The organism is Streptomyces sp. NPDC057137 (genome assembly GCF_042670825.1).
Lineage (GTDB): Bacteria > Actinomycetota > Actinomycetes > Streptomycetales > Streptomycetaceae > Streptomyces.
Genome location: NZ_JBHUUW010000051.1, coordinates 1 through 15,985, shown reverse-complemented (window position 1 = coordinate 15,985; position 15,985 = coordinate 1). Strand labels below are relative to the sequence as shown.

At 67.6% G+C, this 15,985-nt stretch carries 8 protein-coding genes and 1 tRNA gene; 5 read left to right on the top strand and 4 right to left on the bottom strand.

Annotated features, from left to right (window positions below):
• Positions 1-182: 182 nt before the first annotated feature.
• The 3 genes from ACFT9I_RS29965 to ACFT9I_RS29955 all read right to left on the bottom strand — a co-directional run bounded on the left by ACFT9I_RS29965 (position 183) and on the right by ACFT9I_RS29955 (position 7,891).
• Positions 183-3,647 (bottom strand): type ISP restriction/modification enzyme, encoded by a 3,465-nt coding sequence (locus tag ACFT9I_RS29965; protein ID WP_382569363.1) that lies wholly within the window; start codon positions 3,645-3,647, stop codon positions 183-185.
• 795 nt (positions 3,648-4,442) lie between these two features.
• Positions 4,443-6,518: an N-6 DNA methylase gene (locus tag ACFT9I_RS29960; RefSeq protein ID WP_382569361.1), complete on the bottom strand. Its 2,076-nt coding sequence runs from the start codon at positions 6,516-6,518 to the stop codon at positions 4,443-4,445.
• 1,300 nt (positions 6,519-7,818) lie between these two features.
• A tRNA-Arg gene (locus ACFT9I_RS29955) sits at positions 7,819-7,891 on the bottom strand.
• Positions 7,892-8,219: 328 nt separating this feature from the next.
• Between ACFT9I_RS29955 and ACFT9I_RS29950 the strand changes: the two genes are divergently transcribed.
• From ACFT9I_RS29950 to ACFT9I_RS29940, 3 genes are all read left to right on the top strand, one after another.
• Positions 8,220-10,439, top strand: a complete 2,220-nt coding sequence (locus ACFT9I_RS29950; RefSeq protein WP_382569359.1) for an MMPL family transporter — start codon at positions 8,220-8,222, stop codon at positions 10,437-10,439.
• A gap of 68 nt (positions 10,440-10,507) precedes the next feature.
• Positions 10,508-11,755, top strand: a complete 1,248-nt coding sequence (locus ACFT9I_RS29945; protein WP_382569357.1) for a sensor histidine kinase — start codon at positions 10,508-10,510, stop codon at positions 11,753-11,755.
• Positions 11,752-12,414, top strand: a complete 663-nt coding sequence (locus tag ACFT9I_RS29940; protein WP_382569355.1) for a response regulator — start codon at positions 11,752-11,754, stop codon at positions 12,412-12,414. The genes ACFT9I_RS29945 and ACFT9I_RS29940 overlap by 4 nt, the downstream gene beginning before the upstream one ends.
• An 81-nt stretch (positions 12,415-12,495) precedes the next feature.
• On the opposite strand, the gene ACFT9I_RS29935 is transcribed toward ACFT9I_RS29940, so the two are convergent.
• The gene (locus ACFT9I_RS29935; RefSeq protein ID WP_382569353.1) at positions 12,496-12,993 is read right to left on the bottom strand and encodes a hypothetical protein; all 498 of its coding nucleotides are present in this window, start codon (positions 12,991-12,993) and stop codon (positions 12,496-12,498) included.
• A 173-nt stretch (positions 12,994-13,166) separates the two neighbouring features.
• On the opposite strand from ACFT9I_RS29935, the gene ACFT9I_RS29930 reads away from it, so the two are divergent.
• Positions 13,167-13,526: a DoxX family protein gene (locus tag ACFT9I_RS29930; protein ID WP_382569351.1), complete on the top strand. Its 360-nt coding sequence runs from the start codon at positions 13,167-13,169 to the stop codon at positions 13,524-13,526.
• A 304-nt stretch (positions 13,527-13,830) separates the two neighbouring features.
• Positions 13,831-15,948 carry a BTAD domain-containing putative transcriptional regulator gene (locus ACFT9I_RS29925; protein WP_382569349.1) on the top strand — a complete coding sequence of 706 codons (2,118 nt, stop codon included), beginning with the start codon at positions 13,831-13,833 and terminating at the stop codon, positions 15,946-15,948.
• The last annotated feature ends 37 nt before the right edge of the window (positions 15,949-15,985 follow it).

Here is a 15,985-nt window from a genome sequence, read left to right as displayed (position 1 = left end):
GCTCAAGCAGGTGGCGCGTCAGAGTCGTGGCGCACATACGGCGTCGCTGGTCGGTTCCTCAAAGGAGCAGGAACCCAGGACTCGACAATCCGTCAGAAGCGACAGGAGGAGCGGCGAGGTCGTCGGCAGCGGAGTGGGTGAGGGCGTACGCGAACCGCGAACTGACCCACCCTCCGCGCTGATCAGGCTCGGCCGCGGCGCCGTCGAGCGTGTGGGCCGGGCCGCACAGGTGAGTGCCGCCCGGGTGGCGCGGTAGCTGGGAAGTCGTTCGGGGGCGTCAGGTGGTCGACGGGTCCGGGCGGTTGGCCATCGACTGTTTCCATGCCTGGTAGGAAGGTGTCTTCCGGGCCGGTACGAGCGTGCTTGGCGTGCTCGGGCACTGGCAGGACGCAGCGTCGATTCAGCTCGGCGACATCGATGAGAGGGCCGGTCACGATGCGTTCGAGTAGCTCTGCCTGCTGCGGTTCCAGGGAGGTGAGGTGACTGAGTACGGCGAGGATCTCGACGAGCTCCCGGCTCCATTCGTGCTCCCAGTGCTCAGGGCGCTCGCGGTCCAGATCGCTGGTGATCTTGCCGGTGGCGCGGTCGCTGCGATAGCCGAGCCAACTGTCGAGTACGTTGCGCCCGCCGGTGGCGTAGTTGCGCATGGGCGGCGTTACGCCAGTGAAGACGCCTCCCTCGATGATCAGGTGCTCGTTCTCCGCGTCGTAGGTGATCGTGGAAGGGAGCACGTCAGGCGCGACTTCTCGGGCGTATGTGATCTCTGGGTGGAGGCGTCGCCACCAGTTCGACGTGCCTGCCGGGCGGCCGTCACTGGGATTGATGCAACGTGTGCCGAAGGTGGAGGCCCAAAGGACGTGGTGGCCCAGGCTGACGGCCTTGCGCCAGAGGTCACTGGCGGCGGTCAATGGGATGCGTACGCCGAGGGAGTTGAGGTCGTCTGCAAAGAGCTCGGTGAAGGAGGGGTGGGCGGTCACGGCGGCGATGTAAGCGAGCAGATCCTCAGGGGGGATTTCTTGGAGGCCGTAGGAGTTGGCGAGGTGGTGCAGAAGTCCTGGGGCGATGTTTGAGGTTCGGTCGGCGTGAAATAGCGGCAGGACGCGACCGCCGTTTCCCTTGAAATAGTCATTGTCGGGAATGAGGGCGGTAAAGAGCAGCGCCGGGCCGGACTTCAGGCGTTGTGTGTGCTGTTCGACGGCGAAGAGCTGGCCGTCGACAGCGGCTTGCCACAGCTCGGGACGAGAGCGGTCGATCACGCGGCCGTCGGGTATGAGCCATTGGCGATCCAAGGCTCGGCGTGCGATGCGTATCGGAGTAGGACAGGGGTTCTGCTCGTGGCGGAGAAGGGTCGGTGGGTGGGGGTGTCCGGGAATCTGGAGGGCCTTCTTGTCCAGGGTGCGATCGCCGGTCTCCTTGAACAGCGCCTGTTTCGTGGAGGGGTCGCGCTCTTGGACGAGGCGGTTCCAGCGTCGGTGCAAGGTGGTTCTGGACGGGCTGATGACCCAGTTCCGGTTGGCCTTGACGCCTGGCTTACACCACGGCATGAGATCAGTGATGGCTGGGAAGGTGTCCCAACCGCTGTGGGAGGCAGGTGTGAAGGGTGCTGATTCGACGAGCCGGGAGCTACGCCAGCCTGGACCGTTGATATGCAAGTCGTGCAGTTGCTCTTCTTTGTTCTGGCGGGTGCCATGGACGGCCGTGTAGTGGACCGGGGCCAGTTGATCCTGCCCCTCGCCCTGCTTGCGAACAAAGATGGCGATGGCCAACTCTTGCTGGACCCCAGGGAAGAAGCGGCTGTTGAGCGGAGGTCTTTTCGTTTCGGGAGTGAGGTCGATGATCCATCCCTCGGTGCAGGTGCGTCGTAGGTAGGAGCGCATGCCCTGGAAACCGGAACCGCGGATGAATCCACCGGTGCTGACGAAGCAGATGACGCCGTGGCGGTGGTCGTCGTGTTGGTCGAAGACTTTGTGGGTGGCCCAGCGCCAGAAGTAGGTGCACAGGTTCTTCAGTTTGTTCTCGTACACACCCGCCGCGCCGCGTAACCGGAAGGCGTCCAGAGGTGGGGCACCGCGGTCTGGCGAGCCCCTCTCGATCCATCCACCCTGTCCTTCTGCCTGTTCACGGTGAGGAGGGTTGCCGATGACGACGGTGATGCGTTCGTCGCGTTGGACGGTGCTGGCGGCTTCGGCGTCGTCACGCAAAGGCCCCCACAGAGCTCCGTAACGAGTGAAGAGTTCACTTGGCCGCCAAGGATCGGCAAGGGTGTCGGCCAGATGCAGGCGCATGTCGCCCAACCGAACCCGGGTGTTGAGAGAACGCAACATCTGCCCGACGCGCATCTGAGCGACGGCGAAGGCACCCATCTGCTTTTCGAAGCCGATCAGTCGGCCTGCGAGTTCTTGGACGGATTCAGCGCGGAAGCCTTCGTTGCCGCCCTCGGACTGCTTGCGGGCGACGAGGTCGATGATGCCGGTGAGGAACGTGCCGGTGCCCATGGCAGGGTCGATGATGGACACACCAGGGTCGGCGAAGCCGTCTGGGCAGTCCAATGTGGTGGCCAACACCTCGTCGACAAGGCGGATCATCTCCGTCATCAGCGTAGCTGGGGTGTAGTAGGTGCCGGAGTCCTTGCGTAATTCGGCGTCGTACTCCTGCAGGAAGTGTTCGTAAAGGTGGATGTGGAAGCCGGGGTCGCCGACCAGGGCACTCGGCCAGTCGATGGCGTTTATGACACGAACGAGCATGTCGAGGCTGTCGCGAAACTCTCCCTCGACTTGGTCGGTGAGGATCTGCAGAGCGCGCCCCATGACGGAGTGCTCCGCTCCCAGACGCCGACCGACTTCATGCAGGCTCACATTGGCCAGTGCCCCGTCGTGGCCATCGGCGGTGTCCGAACTGGCAAGCAGGAGTGCGAAGGTGACGGACTGGGCATAGCGGTCGGCAAAGGCCGCACGTTTGTCCCGGTCGTCGGTGGTGGGAAACAGATCGACTTCAAGGGTGGAGGCCAGGTCGGTGAAGGGACGCCGGTTGTGTGGAAGGCCGGCTTCGGCGTCGAGCCGGTCGTGGACGGCATCACGCAGGAGAGTGCACAGGGGAGCTACCTGCGCGACCACCTCCCGCATCGACGTCAGCGGATGTGGATGCCAGCCGAAGAACGCGGTCAGCATCGCTTCGAAGGCCGCCTCGCCGGCTATTGGCAGCCGCAAGCGGGAGCCGGCGGAACGCAGATCGCCTTCGAGATGGATGGCTTCGCCGTATTGTTCGCCTGAGCGGTACATGATCCACGTCTGGCCGTTGGTGTAGATCAAGTTGGGGAGTTTCGCCATGCCCTCCCACTGCCGGCGGTCGCGTTGGTTCAGCCCGCCGGGATGGATCACGCTTTTGTCCGGGCTCTTCAACTCGACGTAGCCGACGATGTCGCGCGGCAACTTTCCAATCCGCACAGCCAGGTCAGGGCGGATTCGGTGCTTGGCGATCGCGACCTCGGCATGCAAGACAACCTGCAGTCCCAACACGCTCGCCGCGTCGACGAGAAGCGTCTCTACTGCGTGACGTATCGCGGCTTCCTTCTGACCGTGCAGCAATGCCTGCTTGCACGTCACACCGAACTCGCTGACGATGCGCCGAAACCCGTCCCTGCGCTGCATCCTGCCCCCAGAGGCCAGCACACTCCCGCTATCCAACTCGACACACGGTAAGCGCGCCATCACCTTCCGTCGAGAGGGCGTTCATGGCTACGTACGTCCACACCTCTGCGCACCGTGCACGGTGCTGTAAAGGCAGGGGCCCCTCCGTCTACTGAGCGGAAGGGCCCCTGGCCTGTGTGTTTCTCTGTGCCCCCGGCAGGATTCGAACCTGCGACACCCGCTTTAGGAGTTTTCCCTGGGCGGGGCCGTGACCTGCGGAAACCGCAGTCGCGGGGTGTCTGGCCTGGAGAAACACCCCTCCGTAGTTCTCACGTGTTCGCGGTGTTTCCCGGTCTCATGTGTGCCGAATCCGTTCCGGCCGATTCTTCCTCGACTAGGCCCTGTCCGGCGGATCTTCGGAGGCCCGGGACGCCTGGCACGGCACCTCGCTTCGTTGTCGGAGTCGTCTAAGTACGTCTAGTACGAGCACGATCCTCCGCCTTGCGATGCACCGCACCAGACGCCCCGGGCTGATCCCCGAAGATCCGCCGGACAGGACCTAGCGTCGTTGCCGCAGTTGCTGGACGACTGGCACCGCGGCCAGGCAGAGCAGCGCCGCTCCTCCGAATGCTGCACCCGCCGAGAGGACAGCATCGGCGGACGAACTGCCGTTCAGCGCCTTCAGAAACCCGACACACACTGCTACAAGCACGGAGAACAGCACCATGACCAGTAGCCAGGGAATCCAGGCACTGTTTGCCGACTCGGATACCGACGTGGGAGGAGGCGTCGAAGCGGACGATTGGCGTGGGGTGTTCACAACGACGCTTCCTTCTCAAAACGATGGTGGGATGTTGTGTTACAGGTGAACGCGGAGGACGAGCCCAGCAGTGTGTCGGCAAGGGCGGCGCGGGTATGCCGCAACGAGGCGGCGACGGTCTGGTGTGCGCGGTCCAGCTCTTCCAGGCCGTTCAGTGCGGTCACGATCTCTTGTTGCTCGGTCAGCTCTGGCAGGGGGATGCGCAGGGATCCGAGGGATTCGGTCCGGAGCGACGGGGCCGCAGTAGCAGCGGCCCGGTCCTGCATCCAGGCGACGGACTCGTCCAGGCACAGGAAGTAGAGCAGGTATTCCGGTAGGACTCGGTTCCGATGCCCCTCAAGCACACGGACTCGGATGACATTCGGACTCATCAGCCAGCCGGCCTGGTGCTCCTGCACCAGCGCCGGAGGGACGATCGCACCTGAACGGACACACACGATGTCCCTCTCCCGCAGCTCGAAGCTCCTCAGTCGACGAGCTGTCTCCTCCGACACCCGCTCGTCCTGTGCGTCGGTGATGTAGCGGGCCCTCAGATGTTTAGGGAATACAACCGGAATCGGCCCTCCGCTACTGCGCTGAGCCTTGCCCAGTCTGGAATAGGACGGGCCGGCCTGGATCTGACACAGCGAGTCGAGGGAAGACATGGAGGCTGGCCGGACACTCTGAGGCAGCGGCCCACGGTTCGTGACGAACGGCAGCTGGGCGGCGGTGTTCTGGACTTCATGGAGGTGGCTCTCGGCATGGCGCAGCTGCTCCCAGGCGGACTCGAGCCCCCGCCCGTTGTTGTCTGCTCCGTCTTTCCGGTGCGCGACGTGATCAAGAGGATTGAGCGAGTAGTCGCTCCGCTGCAGTTCTTCCCGAGACACGATTGCACCGACGATCTGCCGCTCCGCCGTCGGTGCTCCGAGCGGAGGCGCGACCTCTCCCGGGCTTCTGCGAGCACGGTAGGCGCCGAGCAGGCTTTCAGCGTCCAAAGCGCTGAGGGCGCGACGTGAGCCGTCCTTCGTTCCCATGCTCCGTGCGTCGAGGAACAGGGTGCTGTCGCATGGGTCGTCGGGGTGACGTAGCAACCACACGGAGACTGGTACAGCAGTACTGGTGAACAACTTGGCCGGCAGAGCGATGACACAGTCGACGACGCCGCTTTCCACCAGGTTCTGGCGGATGGTCCGCTCGGCTTTGTGCCCTGAGTTGCCCGCCTTGTTGGGCATGATGATGCCGGCTCGGCCCCCCTTGCGAAGCTTGGACAGACAGTGCTGGACCCAAGCAAAATTGTCATTGTCGAGGGGCGGAGCCCCGTACGCCCACTGCCCCTCACGACGTTGTTCGCGGCCGGGGTCGCTCATGTTGAACGGTGGGTTGGTGAGCACGATATCGAACGACATCGGCGGAACCCGCTCCGAGCTGTCGGCCCAAGGGACTGAGCGCTTGAGGTCGATAGCTGGGGAGACACCGTGGAGAAGGAGATTCATGGTCGCCAGTCGCCAGGTGTCTGCACGCCACGCCTCACCGTACGTCCGGACGGGTTTCTCGCCCGGCAGGCCGTTGTTGTCCACGGCACAGGCGGCCACCGCCTCAATGAGGAACCCGCCGTCGCGGGCGTACGGGTCGTAGACGGATTCCGGCTCTCCGGGACCGAACTCCGAACAAGCCAGTCGGGTCATCAGCCGAACCACCGCACGAGGGGTGAAAAACTCCCCGCTGCCCAGCGCGGCTCGTTGTTCGTACTCGTCGAGAATCAGTCCGAAGACGTCCTCGTCGAGGCGACTCATCGCGTCCACGACACTGCGCAGATCACGAGCGGTCCTCGGTTCGAGCCGTCCCAGCGCCTCCTGCATGCTCGAATGAACCCCGAGACCACGCATGTCCTCGTCGGTCTCGCGGCCGATGTCCCGGAGCAACTGGGCGGCCTCGTCGAGACTGCGGACAGCGCGAGCCCTGGCGGCCAGTGTTTCGAACCGATCGGTGGCGGCATTGTGGAGATAGTGGAGGCAGAACAGCAGGCTCAGATAGTCGAGCGCGCTGGCCGCACCCCGGATTCGGTCCACGAGACCGTCCATCAGTTCGGTCACGATCCGCCGGTTCTCGGGGCGGGGTTCATCGACGGCGCCGGTCGGGATGCGGTACTGCGACCCGCCGTTGGGCTGGCGCCCTGTTGCCCCAGCCGGGACCCTCCCTGCTGCTTTCCTCTTCCGGGCCCGGTCCCCGTAAGTGGTACCGACGACTTCGTCGGCCGAAAGCCGTTCGGGTGGGACCAGCCGACGGTCCAGCCAGCTCAAGACCTCTGACTGTCGGTAGTAGTCTTGCCCGTTCGAGCGCCGGGGTGAGGGAAAGCTGGTCTCCTGCTTCTCCCAGCCGGTTACGGTCGGTCGGCTAACCCCCGCAAGCGCGGCGATCTGTGCTCGTCCGAGCAACGAATCCTCACCCGTCGGTGCGTACGACATGAGTGATGCCCCCTATTGCGCCGTGAAGTAGTGGTCTATGGAGAGCGATCCTAGGAGCACAGAACGCTGCAGACCAAGTGCGCACTCGCAGTGCGCAGCGAGGGGCGGAGCGAGGGACCAGTGGAGTTGGAAGCCACTCCACCCCATGAAATTAGGGATACCAGTGAGTTCTGAACACTTCCGTCCCCTTCCTGAGTGTCGAATAGGGTTTTAGGTTGGCCTTCCATGACTGGGATCCAGGTCCGCATGTACCGGCAGGGCTCCCCCTCAACACAGGCCAGGCAGCTACGGCGAGGGTCCCTTCGGAGGCGACGGGCTCAAGCCCCCGGAAGTCCGCAGTCGGCCCGGCCGAGCCGCATCTCCAACGACGTGGACGAGGCACAGCAGCTCACGCGCCAGACAGGCCCGGGCTGGGCGCTCGGTGCCGCCAAGGTGACGTGGGCGGCGTTCGTTGATCTGGCTGCCGCCGTGGACTGACGCGCATAGTCGTCCACAGAAGTACGAGGCGGACTGCTGCCGTTGGCCTCTGTTTGGTTCCCCCCGACGCGCTGCTGGAAGCCGTCGCACGCACTCAGCTCACCCCAACTCCTATAGATGAGCTGTCACTTCATCTCATTCGCCCTGCGAGCCTGGCCAGCGGTCGGCACGTGCGGCACACGGCGACTCGAACGCGTGCCGCTGTCCCGAAGGCGTGCTCCAGGACGCCTCAGTCGGTCTCGGCCCGCGTCGCGGCGGGCCAAGGCGGGGCCCCGAGCTCACTGACGCTCCTGGGCAGCACGCCGCACGTCCGTCAGTTTGACCATCTCTTCGAGGTCGCCGCCGCTCAGGGCGAGCTGCCCGTAGCCCCCTTCGTGTTGGGGCTTGAGGACCCCACACGCCGCCTGAGTCGCCGAAGGGCACCTACGGAGACCGTAGGTGCCCTTTCCTGTGCCCCCGGCAGGATTCGAACCTGCGACACCCGCTTTAGGAGAGCGGTGCTCTATCCCCTGAGCTACGGAGGCGGGGCTTGTGTGAGGCCTGGCGTGGGACTCGGTGGGTGAGTCGTGGCCAGGGCTCTTGGGCAAGCCGTGAGCGACCTGGGGCAGTTGCCGTGGTGGGAGGCGGGGTTGGGTCCGCGACCTGTGCCACAGCGCCCGCCGGGGCGCTCGGTCCACAGGGTACCGGATCGGGGCTTGGGTGGAGGCGGGTGTCCTACCTGGGGAGGGCTTGGGTGGGGGTGGCTCGTGCGGATTCAGGAGGGGAAGTGGGAGCAGGCGCACGATGCCGGGGGGAGGGGCGGGCGGTCAGTCTGGGGTTCTACCCAAGATCAGATGTGGAGACCCCGAACTCGTGGCTACTTTCCTTTATCGCTTGGGCCGTACGGCCTTCCGGCGGCGCTGGTCCGTCCTTCTCATGTGGGTGGCCCTCCTCCTCGCCGTCGGGGCCGGTGCCGTCACCGCGCCCGCCGCCGAGGAGGACGGCTCCTTCATGCCGGGGATCGAGGCGCAGAGTGCGTTCGATCTGATGGAGCAGCGCTTCCCCGGATCGAACTCCGAGGGGGCCGACGCCCGGATCGTGTTCGTGGCTCCCGGCGGACAGAAGATCACCGCGGCCGACCACCGGGTGGTCATCGACGAACTCGTGGCCGAGGTCGGCGGGGGTGCGCAGGTCGAGCGGGTCGTGAGCCCCTTCCGGGCGGGCGCGGTGAGTGAGGACGCCTCGACCGCGTACGCGACCGTCAGCTACAAGGTGAAGGCGGACGACCTCAGCGACGGCACCAGGAGCACGCTGGAGAACGCGATCGACGTCGCCCAGAAGCGGGGCATGACGGTCGAGGTGGGCGGAACCGCGCTGGCGACCCAGCCGGCCGCGGGCGGCATGGCGGAGGTTGTGGGGGTGGCACTCGCCGCCGTCGTGCTGCTGGTGACGTTCGGGTCGCTGGCGGCGGCCGGGCTGCCGTTGCTCACCGCGCTCGTCGGTGTCGGCATCAGCATGGCCTCCATCCTGGCCCTGGGCAGCACCTTCGGTCTGTCCCTCACGACCGGCACGCTCGCCACCATGCTCGGACTCGCCGTCGGTATCGACTACGCGCTGTTCGTCGTCTCGCGCTACCGCGAGGAACGGGCCAAGGGGCGCACATCACAGGAGGCGGCCGGTCTCGCGGCGGGGACCGCCGGTTCGGCGGTCGTCTTCGCCGGGCTCACGGTCGTCATCGCGCTCGCCGGGCTCACCGTGGTCGGCGTGCCCATGCTGACCAAGATGGGCCTGGCCGCTGCCGGAGCGGTCGTGATCGCCGTACTCGTCGCGCTCACCCTCGTACCGGCGCTCCTCGGCTTCTGGCCGGACGCCGTCCTCCCACGGAAGGTGCGCAAGGCACGTGGGACACGAAAAGACGCTTGGACCGACAACCGCGGTACTCGTTGGGCTCGCTTCGTGCTGCGTCGGCCGGTCGCGGTCCTCCTGATCGGCGTCGCCGCCCTCGGAGCCCTCGCCCTCCCCGCGACGGATCTGCGGATGGGCATGCCCGGCGAGGAGTCCAAGCCGGTCTCCACCACCGAACGCCGCGCCTACGACGCGCTCGCCGACGGCTTCGGCGCCGGCTTCAACGGTCCGCTGACCGTCGTGGTGGACGCCAAGGGCGCCCCCGACCCCAAGGCCGCGGTCGCCACGATCGCCAAGGAGGTCGGCGCCACCGAAGGGGTCGTCTCCGTCTCGCCCGCCCAGTTCAACCCCACCGGCGACACCGCGATCTTCTCCGCCGTGCCGGCCGACGGCCCGAACGACGAGACGACGAAGAATCTCGTCCACACCATCCGGGGCGAACGCCCCGCGGTCGAGGCGTCCAGCGGCGCGACATTCGAGGTGACCGGCAGCACGGCGATGAACATCGATGTCGCCCAAGCGCTTCAGGACGCGTTGATTCCGTACCTCGCCGTCATCGTCGGCCTCGCCTTCGTACTGCTGCTCGTCGTCTTCCGCTCCGTACTCGTCCCCGTCAAGGCGGCCCTCGGATTCCTGCTCTCCGTCCTGGCCGCTCTCGGCTCCGTCGTCGCGGTCTTCCAGTGGGGCTGGGGCGCCGAGCTGCTCGGTGTCGAGCAGCCCGGCCCGATCATGAGCCTCATGCCGATCTTCCTGGTGGGCATCGTCTTCGGTCTCGCCATGGACTACGAGGTCTTCCTCGTGGCCCGTATGCGGGAGGCTCATGTGCACGGGGACCGGCCGGCCGAGGCGGTCGTCACCGGGTTCCGGCACAGCGCACGGGTCGTCGTCGCGGCCGCTCTCATCATGATCGCCGTGTTCTCCGCCTTCATCGCCAACTCCGAGCCGATGATCAAGACCATCGGATTCGGCCTCGCCGTCGCCGTGCTCTTCGACGCCTTCGTGGTCCGCATGGCACTCGTGCCGGCGGTACTCGCCCTGCTCGGTGACCGGGCCTGGTGGCTGCCGCGGCGGCTCGACAAGGTACTGCCCAACGTCGATGTGGAAGGCGCGGCACTCCAGTCGCGTCCACCGGCGGTCGAGCGGCACGAGAGCACGCACGACAACGCGAAGGAGCCGGTACGTATGTGAGCGGCCCCGCCGTCGCACCACCGCATCACCGCTACACCGCATCACCGAACAGAACGAAAGTGAGACCGATGAACCCTCAGTCACAGGGCTGGACGGACCGCAGAGTGGACGCCACCGTGGTCCTGGGACTGTTGGCGTTCTCCATCGGCGGAAGCATCACCAGCGGTCTGATCTTCGACAGGCGGATCGGGATCTGGCCCGCGGTGCTCCTGTCGGTGCTCGGCTCCGCCGCCCTCTTCTGGCGCCGGAGCCGGCCCCGTACCGTCGTGGCCGTCACCGCCCTGTGCGCCGTGGCCGAGATCGCGCTCGGCTATCTGCTCACCGCCCTGCTGCAAGGCCCGCTCATCGTGGCGCTGTACTCGCTGGGCCTGCTCACCAACCGCAGGAACACCCGCGTCTGCGCCTTCCTCACCGTCGCGCTCCTGGTCACCACCGCTCTCCTCACCGACCCGCTCGATCACAACGTGCTGCTCACGACGGTCAACCCCATCGCCTGGGTGCTCCTGCCCGCCGTCCTGGGCAGCGCCGTCCAGCTGCGCCGCGCCTACATCGCCGCCGTGCACGCCCGCGCCGACCACGCCGAACGCACCCGCGAGGAAGAGGCCCGCCACCGGGTCGCGCAGGAACGCATGCGTATCGCCCGCGAGCTGCATGACGTGGTCGCGCACCATCTGGCCCTGGCCAACGCCCAGGCCGGTACCGCCGCGCACCTGGTGCGCGCCCAGTCGGACCAGGCGGGCGCGATGCTCGACAGTCTGCGGGAGACCACGGCGACGGCGCTGCGCGAGATGAAGGCGACCGTGGGGCTCCTGCGCCAGGACAACGAGAACGAGTCCGAGTCCGAGTCGTTGGGACCCGCCCCCGGACTCGCTCAACTCGACGAGCTGGCGGCGGCGTTCGCCACGGCGGGTCTCGTCGTCCGGACCGACGTCGAAGGGCGGGCCCGGCCCCTGCCGGCCGGGGTGGACCTGAGCGCGTACCGGATCGTGCAGGAGGCACTGACCAACGTCACCAAACACGCCGCCACCGCGACGGCGCACGTCCGCCTCGCCTACTCCCCGGACCATGTGACGCTGACCATCAGCAACGAGGGCTCCCAGCAGGCGTACGGCTCCGAGCAGGCGTACGGCTCCGAGCAGGGCGTCGGACACGGCTTCGGACTCGTCGGCATGCGGGAACGCGCCCACTCCGTCGGCGGGACCCTGCACGCCGGCCCCCGCCCGGCGGGCGGCTTCGAAGTCACCTGCACCCTCCCCCTCCCGCTGCCCTCGTCCCCCTCCCCCCAACAGCCGTCAGAAGGAAGCCGACCCACATGACCACCGTCCTGCTCGCCGACGACCAGGCCCTCCTGCGCGCCACGTTCCGCATCCTCATCGACACCACCGAGGACCTGACCGTGGTCGGTGAGGCCGTCGACGGAAGCGAGGCGGTGGACCTCGCCCGTGCCCACCACCCCGACGTCGTCCTGATGGACATCCGGATGCCCGGTACCGACGGCCTGGCCGCGACCGCCGCCATCTGCGCCGACCCCGGGCTGACGAACACCCGCGTCCTCATCCTCACCACCTTCGAGAACGACCAGTACGTCGCCGAGGCCATCCGCGCGGGCGCGAGCGGCTTTCTGGGCAAGGACGTCAGCACCGAGGTACTCCTCTCCGGCATTCGTACGGTCGCCGGAGGCGAATCCCTGCTCTCACCCCTCGCGACCCGCGCCCTCATCACCCGCTTCCTGGCAGCGCCCGACCCCGAGAAGCCACTCGCGTCCCCCGAGCGTCTCAGCGAACTCACCGCCCGCGAACGCGAGGTGATGGCCCTGGCCGCGCACGGGATGTCCAACACCGACATCGCCGAGGAACTCGTCATCAGCCCTCTGACCATCCGCAGCCACATCCAACGCGCCATGACGAAGCTCGACGCCCGCGACCGCGCGCAACTCGTCGTGATCGCCTACCAGAGCGGCCTCGTGCGGGCTTGACCGTGGGCGGTCGCGGGGTACGGGCGCTCATCGACCGGTGAGGCCTGCCAGTGTCGGTCTGCCCCTGTCGGTCTGCCCGCGTCATCGCCGGGTCGGCAGGATGCGGAGCACGGCTGTGTCGCCGTGGATCTCCAGGACCCGGAAGTCGGTCTCGTTGAACGTGGAGGCGCCGCCCTGGTCGGGCGTCTGGCCCGCGAACGTCGACGTCATGGCGCCGGGTTCGGAGAACCTGAGGTCTACGCCTGCCGGACCGATCCTGTCGATGTTCAGATCCGGTGCCCGGACGTCCTCCCCGAACGGGATGACGTCGCCTTCCCGGACCTCGACCGTGCACTTTCCGTCCTCGCAGGTGCCGAGATCCTTCGTGTACTTGTACTTGTACTTGTACGTGGGTGAGGGGCTGGGCGTGGACGGTGAACGCGGCTTCGACCCCTTGGAGTCGCCGTCGCCGTCGTCCTCGCCGCCGGACGCCCCGCATCCGGCCATCAACAGGCCTGCCAGGCAGCCCGCGACGGCGACGGCGACAGCGAGCCGGCGCCGACGTGCATTCGAGTCGTGCCGGTCCAGGTGCAGTTGCATGGTCTCTCCTCCGTCTGTCCGAACCGTCCACGGAGTCAAACGAGCGAGACATTGTTCAGGAATCTCGAACAGCGAGGTGTACAGGCCGCTTTCGCTCGATCAGGGGGAGTCGAGGGATCGGGCACAACTCGCCTGATGGCGCGGGCGTTTGGGTCGGTGATGGAAGGTGGCCGATGAGAGCCCTGCCCGATCCCGTGTGGCCCGTGCTCGTTCTGGCGTTGATTCAGGTCGGCGACGGGGTGCTCTGCATCGGGCCCGTTCGGTTCGTGCGTGAGTGTTTCGAGGGCGTGAAGTTTCCGCGTGAGTGGTGGTGGCTCGCGCCCGTCGTGAAGTTCGCCGCCGCCATGGGGCTGGTCCTCGGGGTCTGGGTGCCCGTGCTGGGGGGCGTCACCGTGTGGGCGCTCGTGGCCTATTTTCTCGTGGCCGTCTTCATGCATGTACGGGCAAGGGACTTCGGCAGAAACCTGTTCCTCAACGCGGCCGGCATGCTCGGCCTGTGCGTATGGGTCGCCCTCTACAGCTTCGGCCCGTAGGGCATCGCCGGAGTGAAATCGTCTGCTGCACAAGGTTATTGACACCCCGTATGGCAGCAGAGATCATCAACAACCTTACAGCAGAAAGCACTTCACCTTCACGCACCTGGCACGCGAGCCGCGCCCCCGATCGGGCGTGGCTCCCACCCGGTGTCGCGCGTGGAGGGTTCAGCGGAGGCAGAGATCAACGGGGCACGGGGAAGCAAGACGAGCGTGGCAGCCGCCACCACCATCGGGTGGGCGGTCGTTTCCGGCTGAGCGCTTCACGGTCCCGGAGAGACGATCCGAAAGGACACGACAGGTCTTGACGCACTCGGCGACCGAAAGCACTCACCATTCCGGCACCCACGGGGACAGCACGAACCCGCACAGCACGAACAGACACAGCGCGAACCCGGACAGCACGAACCCGCACGACTCCCGTCCGCTGCGCGTCCGGATCCTCGGGCCGATGGAGATCAGCGGGCAGGGGGAGGACCGTACGCCCTCCGCCCCGATGGCCCGGCGGCTGCTCGCCGCGCTGTTGCTCCACGCCAACGAACAGGTACGGACGTCCACCCTCATCGACGAGCTCTGGGACGGCGAGCCGCCCCGGCTGGCCCGTAAGACCATCCAGACCTACGTGTACCAGCTCCGCAAGCCCCCGCACTCCGGCGTGGCGGGCGCGGGTGGTCCCGGGGAGCGGGTCGAGACCTGTCCCAACGGGTACCGGATCAGGCTCGCGCCCGACGAGTTGGACCTGTGGCAGTTCGAGCGGCATCTCGCGCGGGCGCGCGCCGATCTGGGCGACGGCGACCCCGAGAGCGCCGCCCGCACGCTGCGCGTCGGGCTCGCGCTCTGGCGCGGGGACGCGTTCGCCGACATCGAGACCGGTCCGGCGCTGGCCGCCCGCGTCGCGCAGTTGGCGGATGCCCGGCTGGGCGCCCTGGAGCTGCGGGTCGAGGCCGATCTGCGGCTCGGCCGGCACCACCGGCTGATGGGGGAGCTGCGGCAACTCACCGCCGACCACCCGCTGAACGAGGAGTTCGCCGCCCAGCTCATGCTCGCGGCCTACCGGTCGGGCCAGCGCGGCACCGCGCTGGAGACCTTCGGGCAGCTGCGCCGGGACCTGGTCGACGAGCTGGGTATCGAGCCCTCGCACCGGCTCCAGCGGCTCCAGCGCGACGTACTCAACGAAGCGCCGTCGCTGGATCTGTCGCCGGGGCGGCCCACGGGGCCGGCGGGATCCGCGGGGCCGGCTGGGTCATCGGCCTTGACGGCCCCAGCCGCTCCACCTGCCGCCGCACCTGTCGTACCCGTCGCACCCGTCGCGGTGATCGCCCAACTTCCCCCGGACGCACCGGACTTCGTCGGTCGGCGCGCCGAGCTGGCCCGTATCGTCACGTACGCCAAGTCGGGCAGTGAAACCGCCCTGACGGCCCCTCAGGTCGTCACCGTCCTCGGCGGAGCCGGCTCGGGCAAGAGCACCGTCACCGTCCGCGCCGCGCATCTGCTGCGCGAGCACTTCGCGGACGGCCAGTTCTACGTACGGCTCCACGACGAGACCGACCGGCCGACCGACCCTGCGGCGGCGCTGCGCTCCCTGCTGCGGGACATCGGCCTGCGGGTGGACGAACTGCCTGACCAGGTCGACGAGTTGGCCCGTATCTTCCGCAGCTGGAGCGCGGACCGGAGTCTGCTCCTGGTCCTGGACGACGCCTGCGGCCCCGAACAGGTACTGCCGCTGCTGCCCGGCGGTTCGCTGAGCGCGGTCCTGGTCACCTCGCGCGTACGGCTGCCCGGCCTGCCCGGCGCGGCCAACGTCGAGCTGCCGCCGATGGAGACGGACGACGCCGTCGAACTGCTCGCCTCGCTCGCCGGGGCCGACCGCGTCGGCGCGGACATCGCCGCCGCCCGGCAGACGGTGCGCCTGACCGGCAACCGCGCGCTGGGCGTACGGGCGGCCGGCGAGAAGCTGGCGGCGCGCCCCATGTGGTCCGTCACCGAACTGGCCGCCCGGCTGGCCCCGGAACACCGCCGGCTGGCCGAGCTGGGCAGTGGCTCCCTCGACGTCCTGGGCCGACTGGCGGGCGCGTGCGCCCGGCTCGCCGAGCCGGACAACCGGGCGCTGGCCTGTCTGGCCCGCGCCGGAGCCGTACCGTTCGACATCCCGCGCGCGGCGCGGACCCTGGCGTTGGACACCTGGGCCGCCGAACTCCTGGTGGGACGGCTCCTGGACCACCATGTGGTGGAGATCGCCGAATCGGCGCCGGGTGCAGTGACGGTCTACCGCATCCCCGAGCTGATCCGCCTCGTCGCCCAGATGCACACCCAGGGGCAGGACATGGCGGTCGCCGAGCTGCGGCTGATGTCGGGGACGCCGCAGCGGGAGGGGCAGGCGGCCGTGCCGTGCTTCACTTCCGTACTTTCCACGACGGGTTGACCCCCTTCCGGCAATGGCATTGGCAACGGCTGTGGCC

Bases quoted from the DNA above. Each gene is read 5' to 3' on its own strand.
- ACFT9I_RS29965 (WP_382569363.1), bottom strand. From the start codon at position 3,647: ATGCAGCGCAGGGACGGGTTTCGGCGCATCGTCAGCGAGTTCGGTGTG.
- ACFT9I_RS29945 (WP_382569357.1), top strand. From the start codon at position 10,508: ATGAACCCTCAGTCACAGGGCTGGACGGACCGCAGAGTGGACGCCACC.
- ACFT9I_RS29940 (WP_382569355.1), top strand. From the start codon at position 11,752: ATGACCACCGTCCTGCTCGCCGACGACCAGGCCCTCCTGCGCGCCACG.
- ACFT9I_RS29935 (WP_382569353.1), bottom strand. From the start codon at position 12,993: ATGCAACTGCACCTGGACCGGCACGACTCGAATGCACGTCGGCGCCGG.
- ACFT9I_RS29930 (WP_382569351.1), top strand. From the start codon at position 13,167: ATGAGAGCCCTGCCCGATCCCGTGTGGCCCGTGCTCGTTCTGGCGTTG.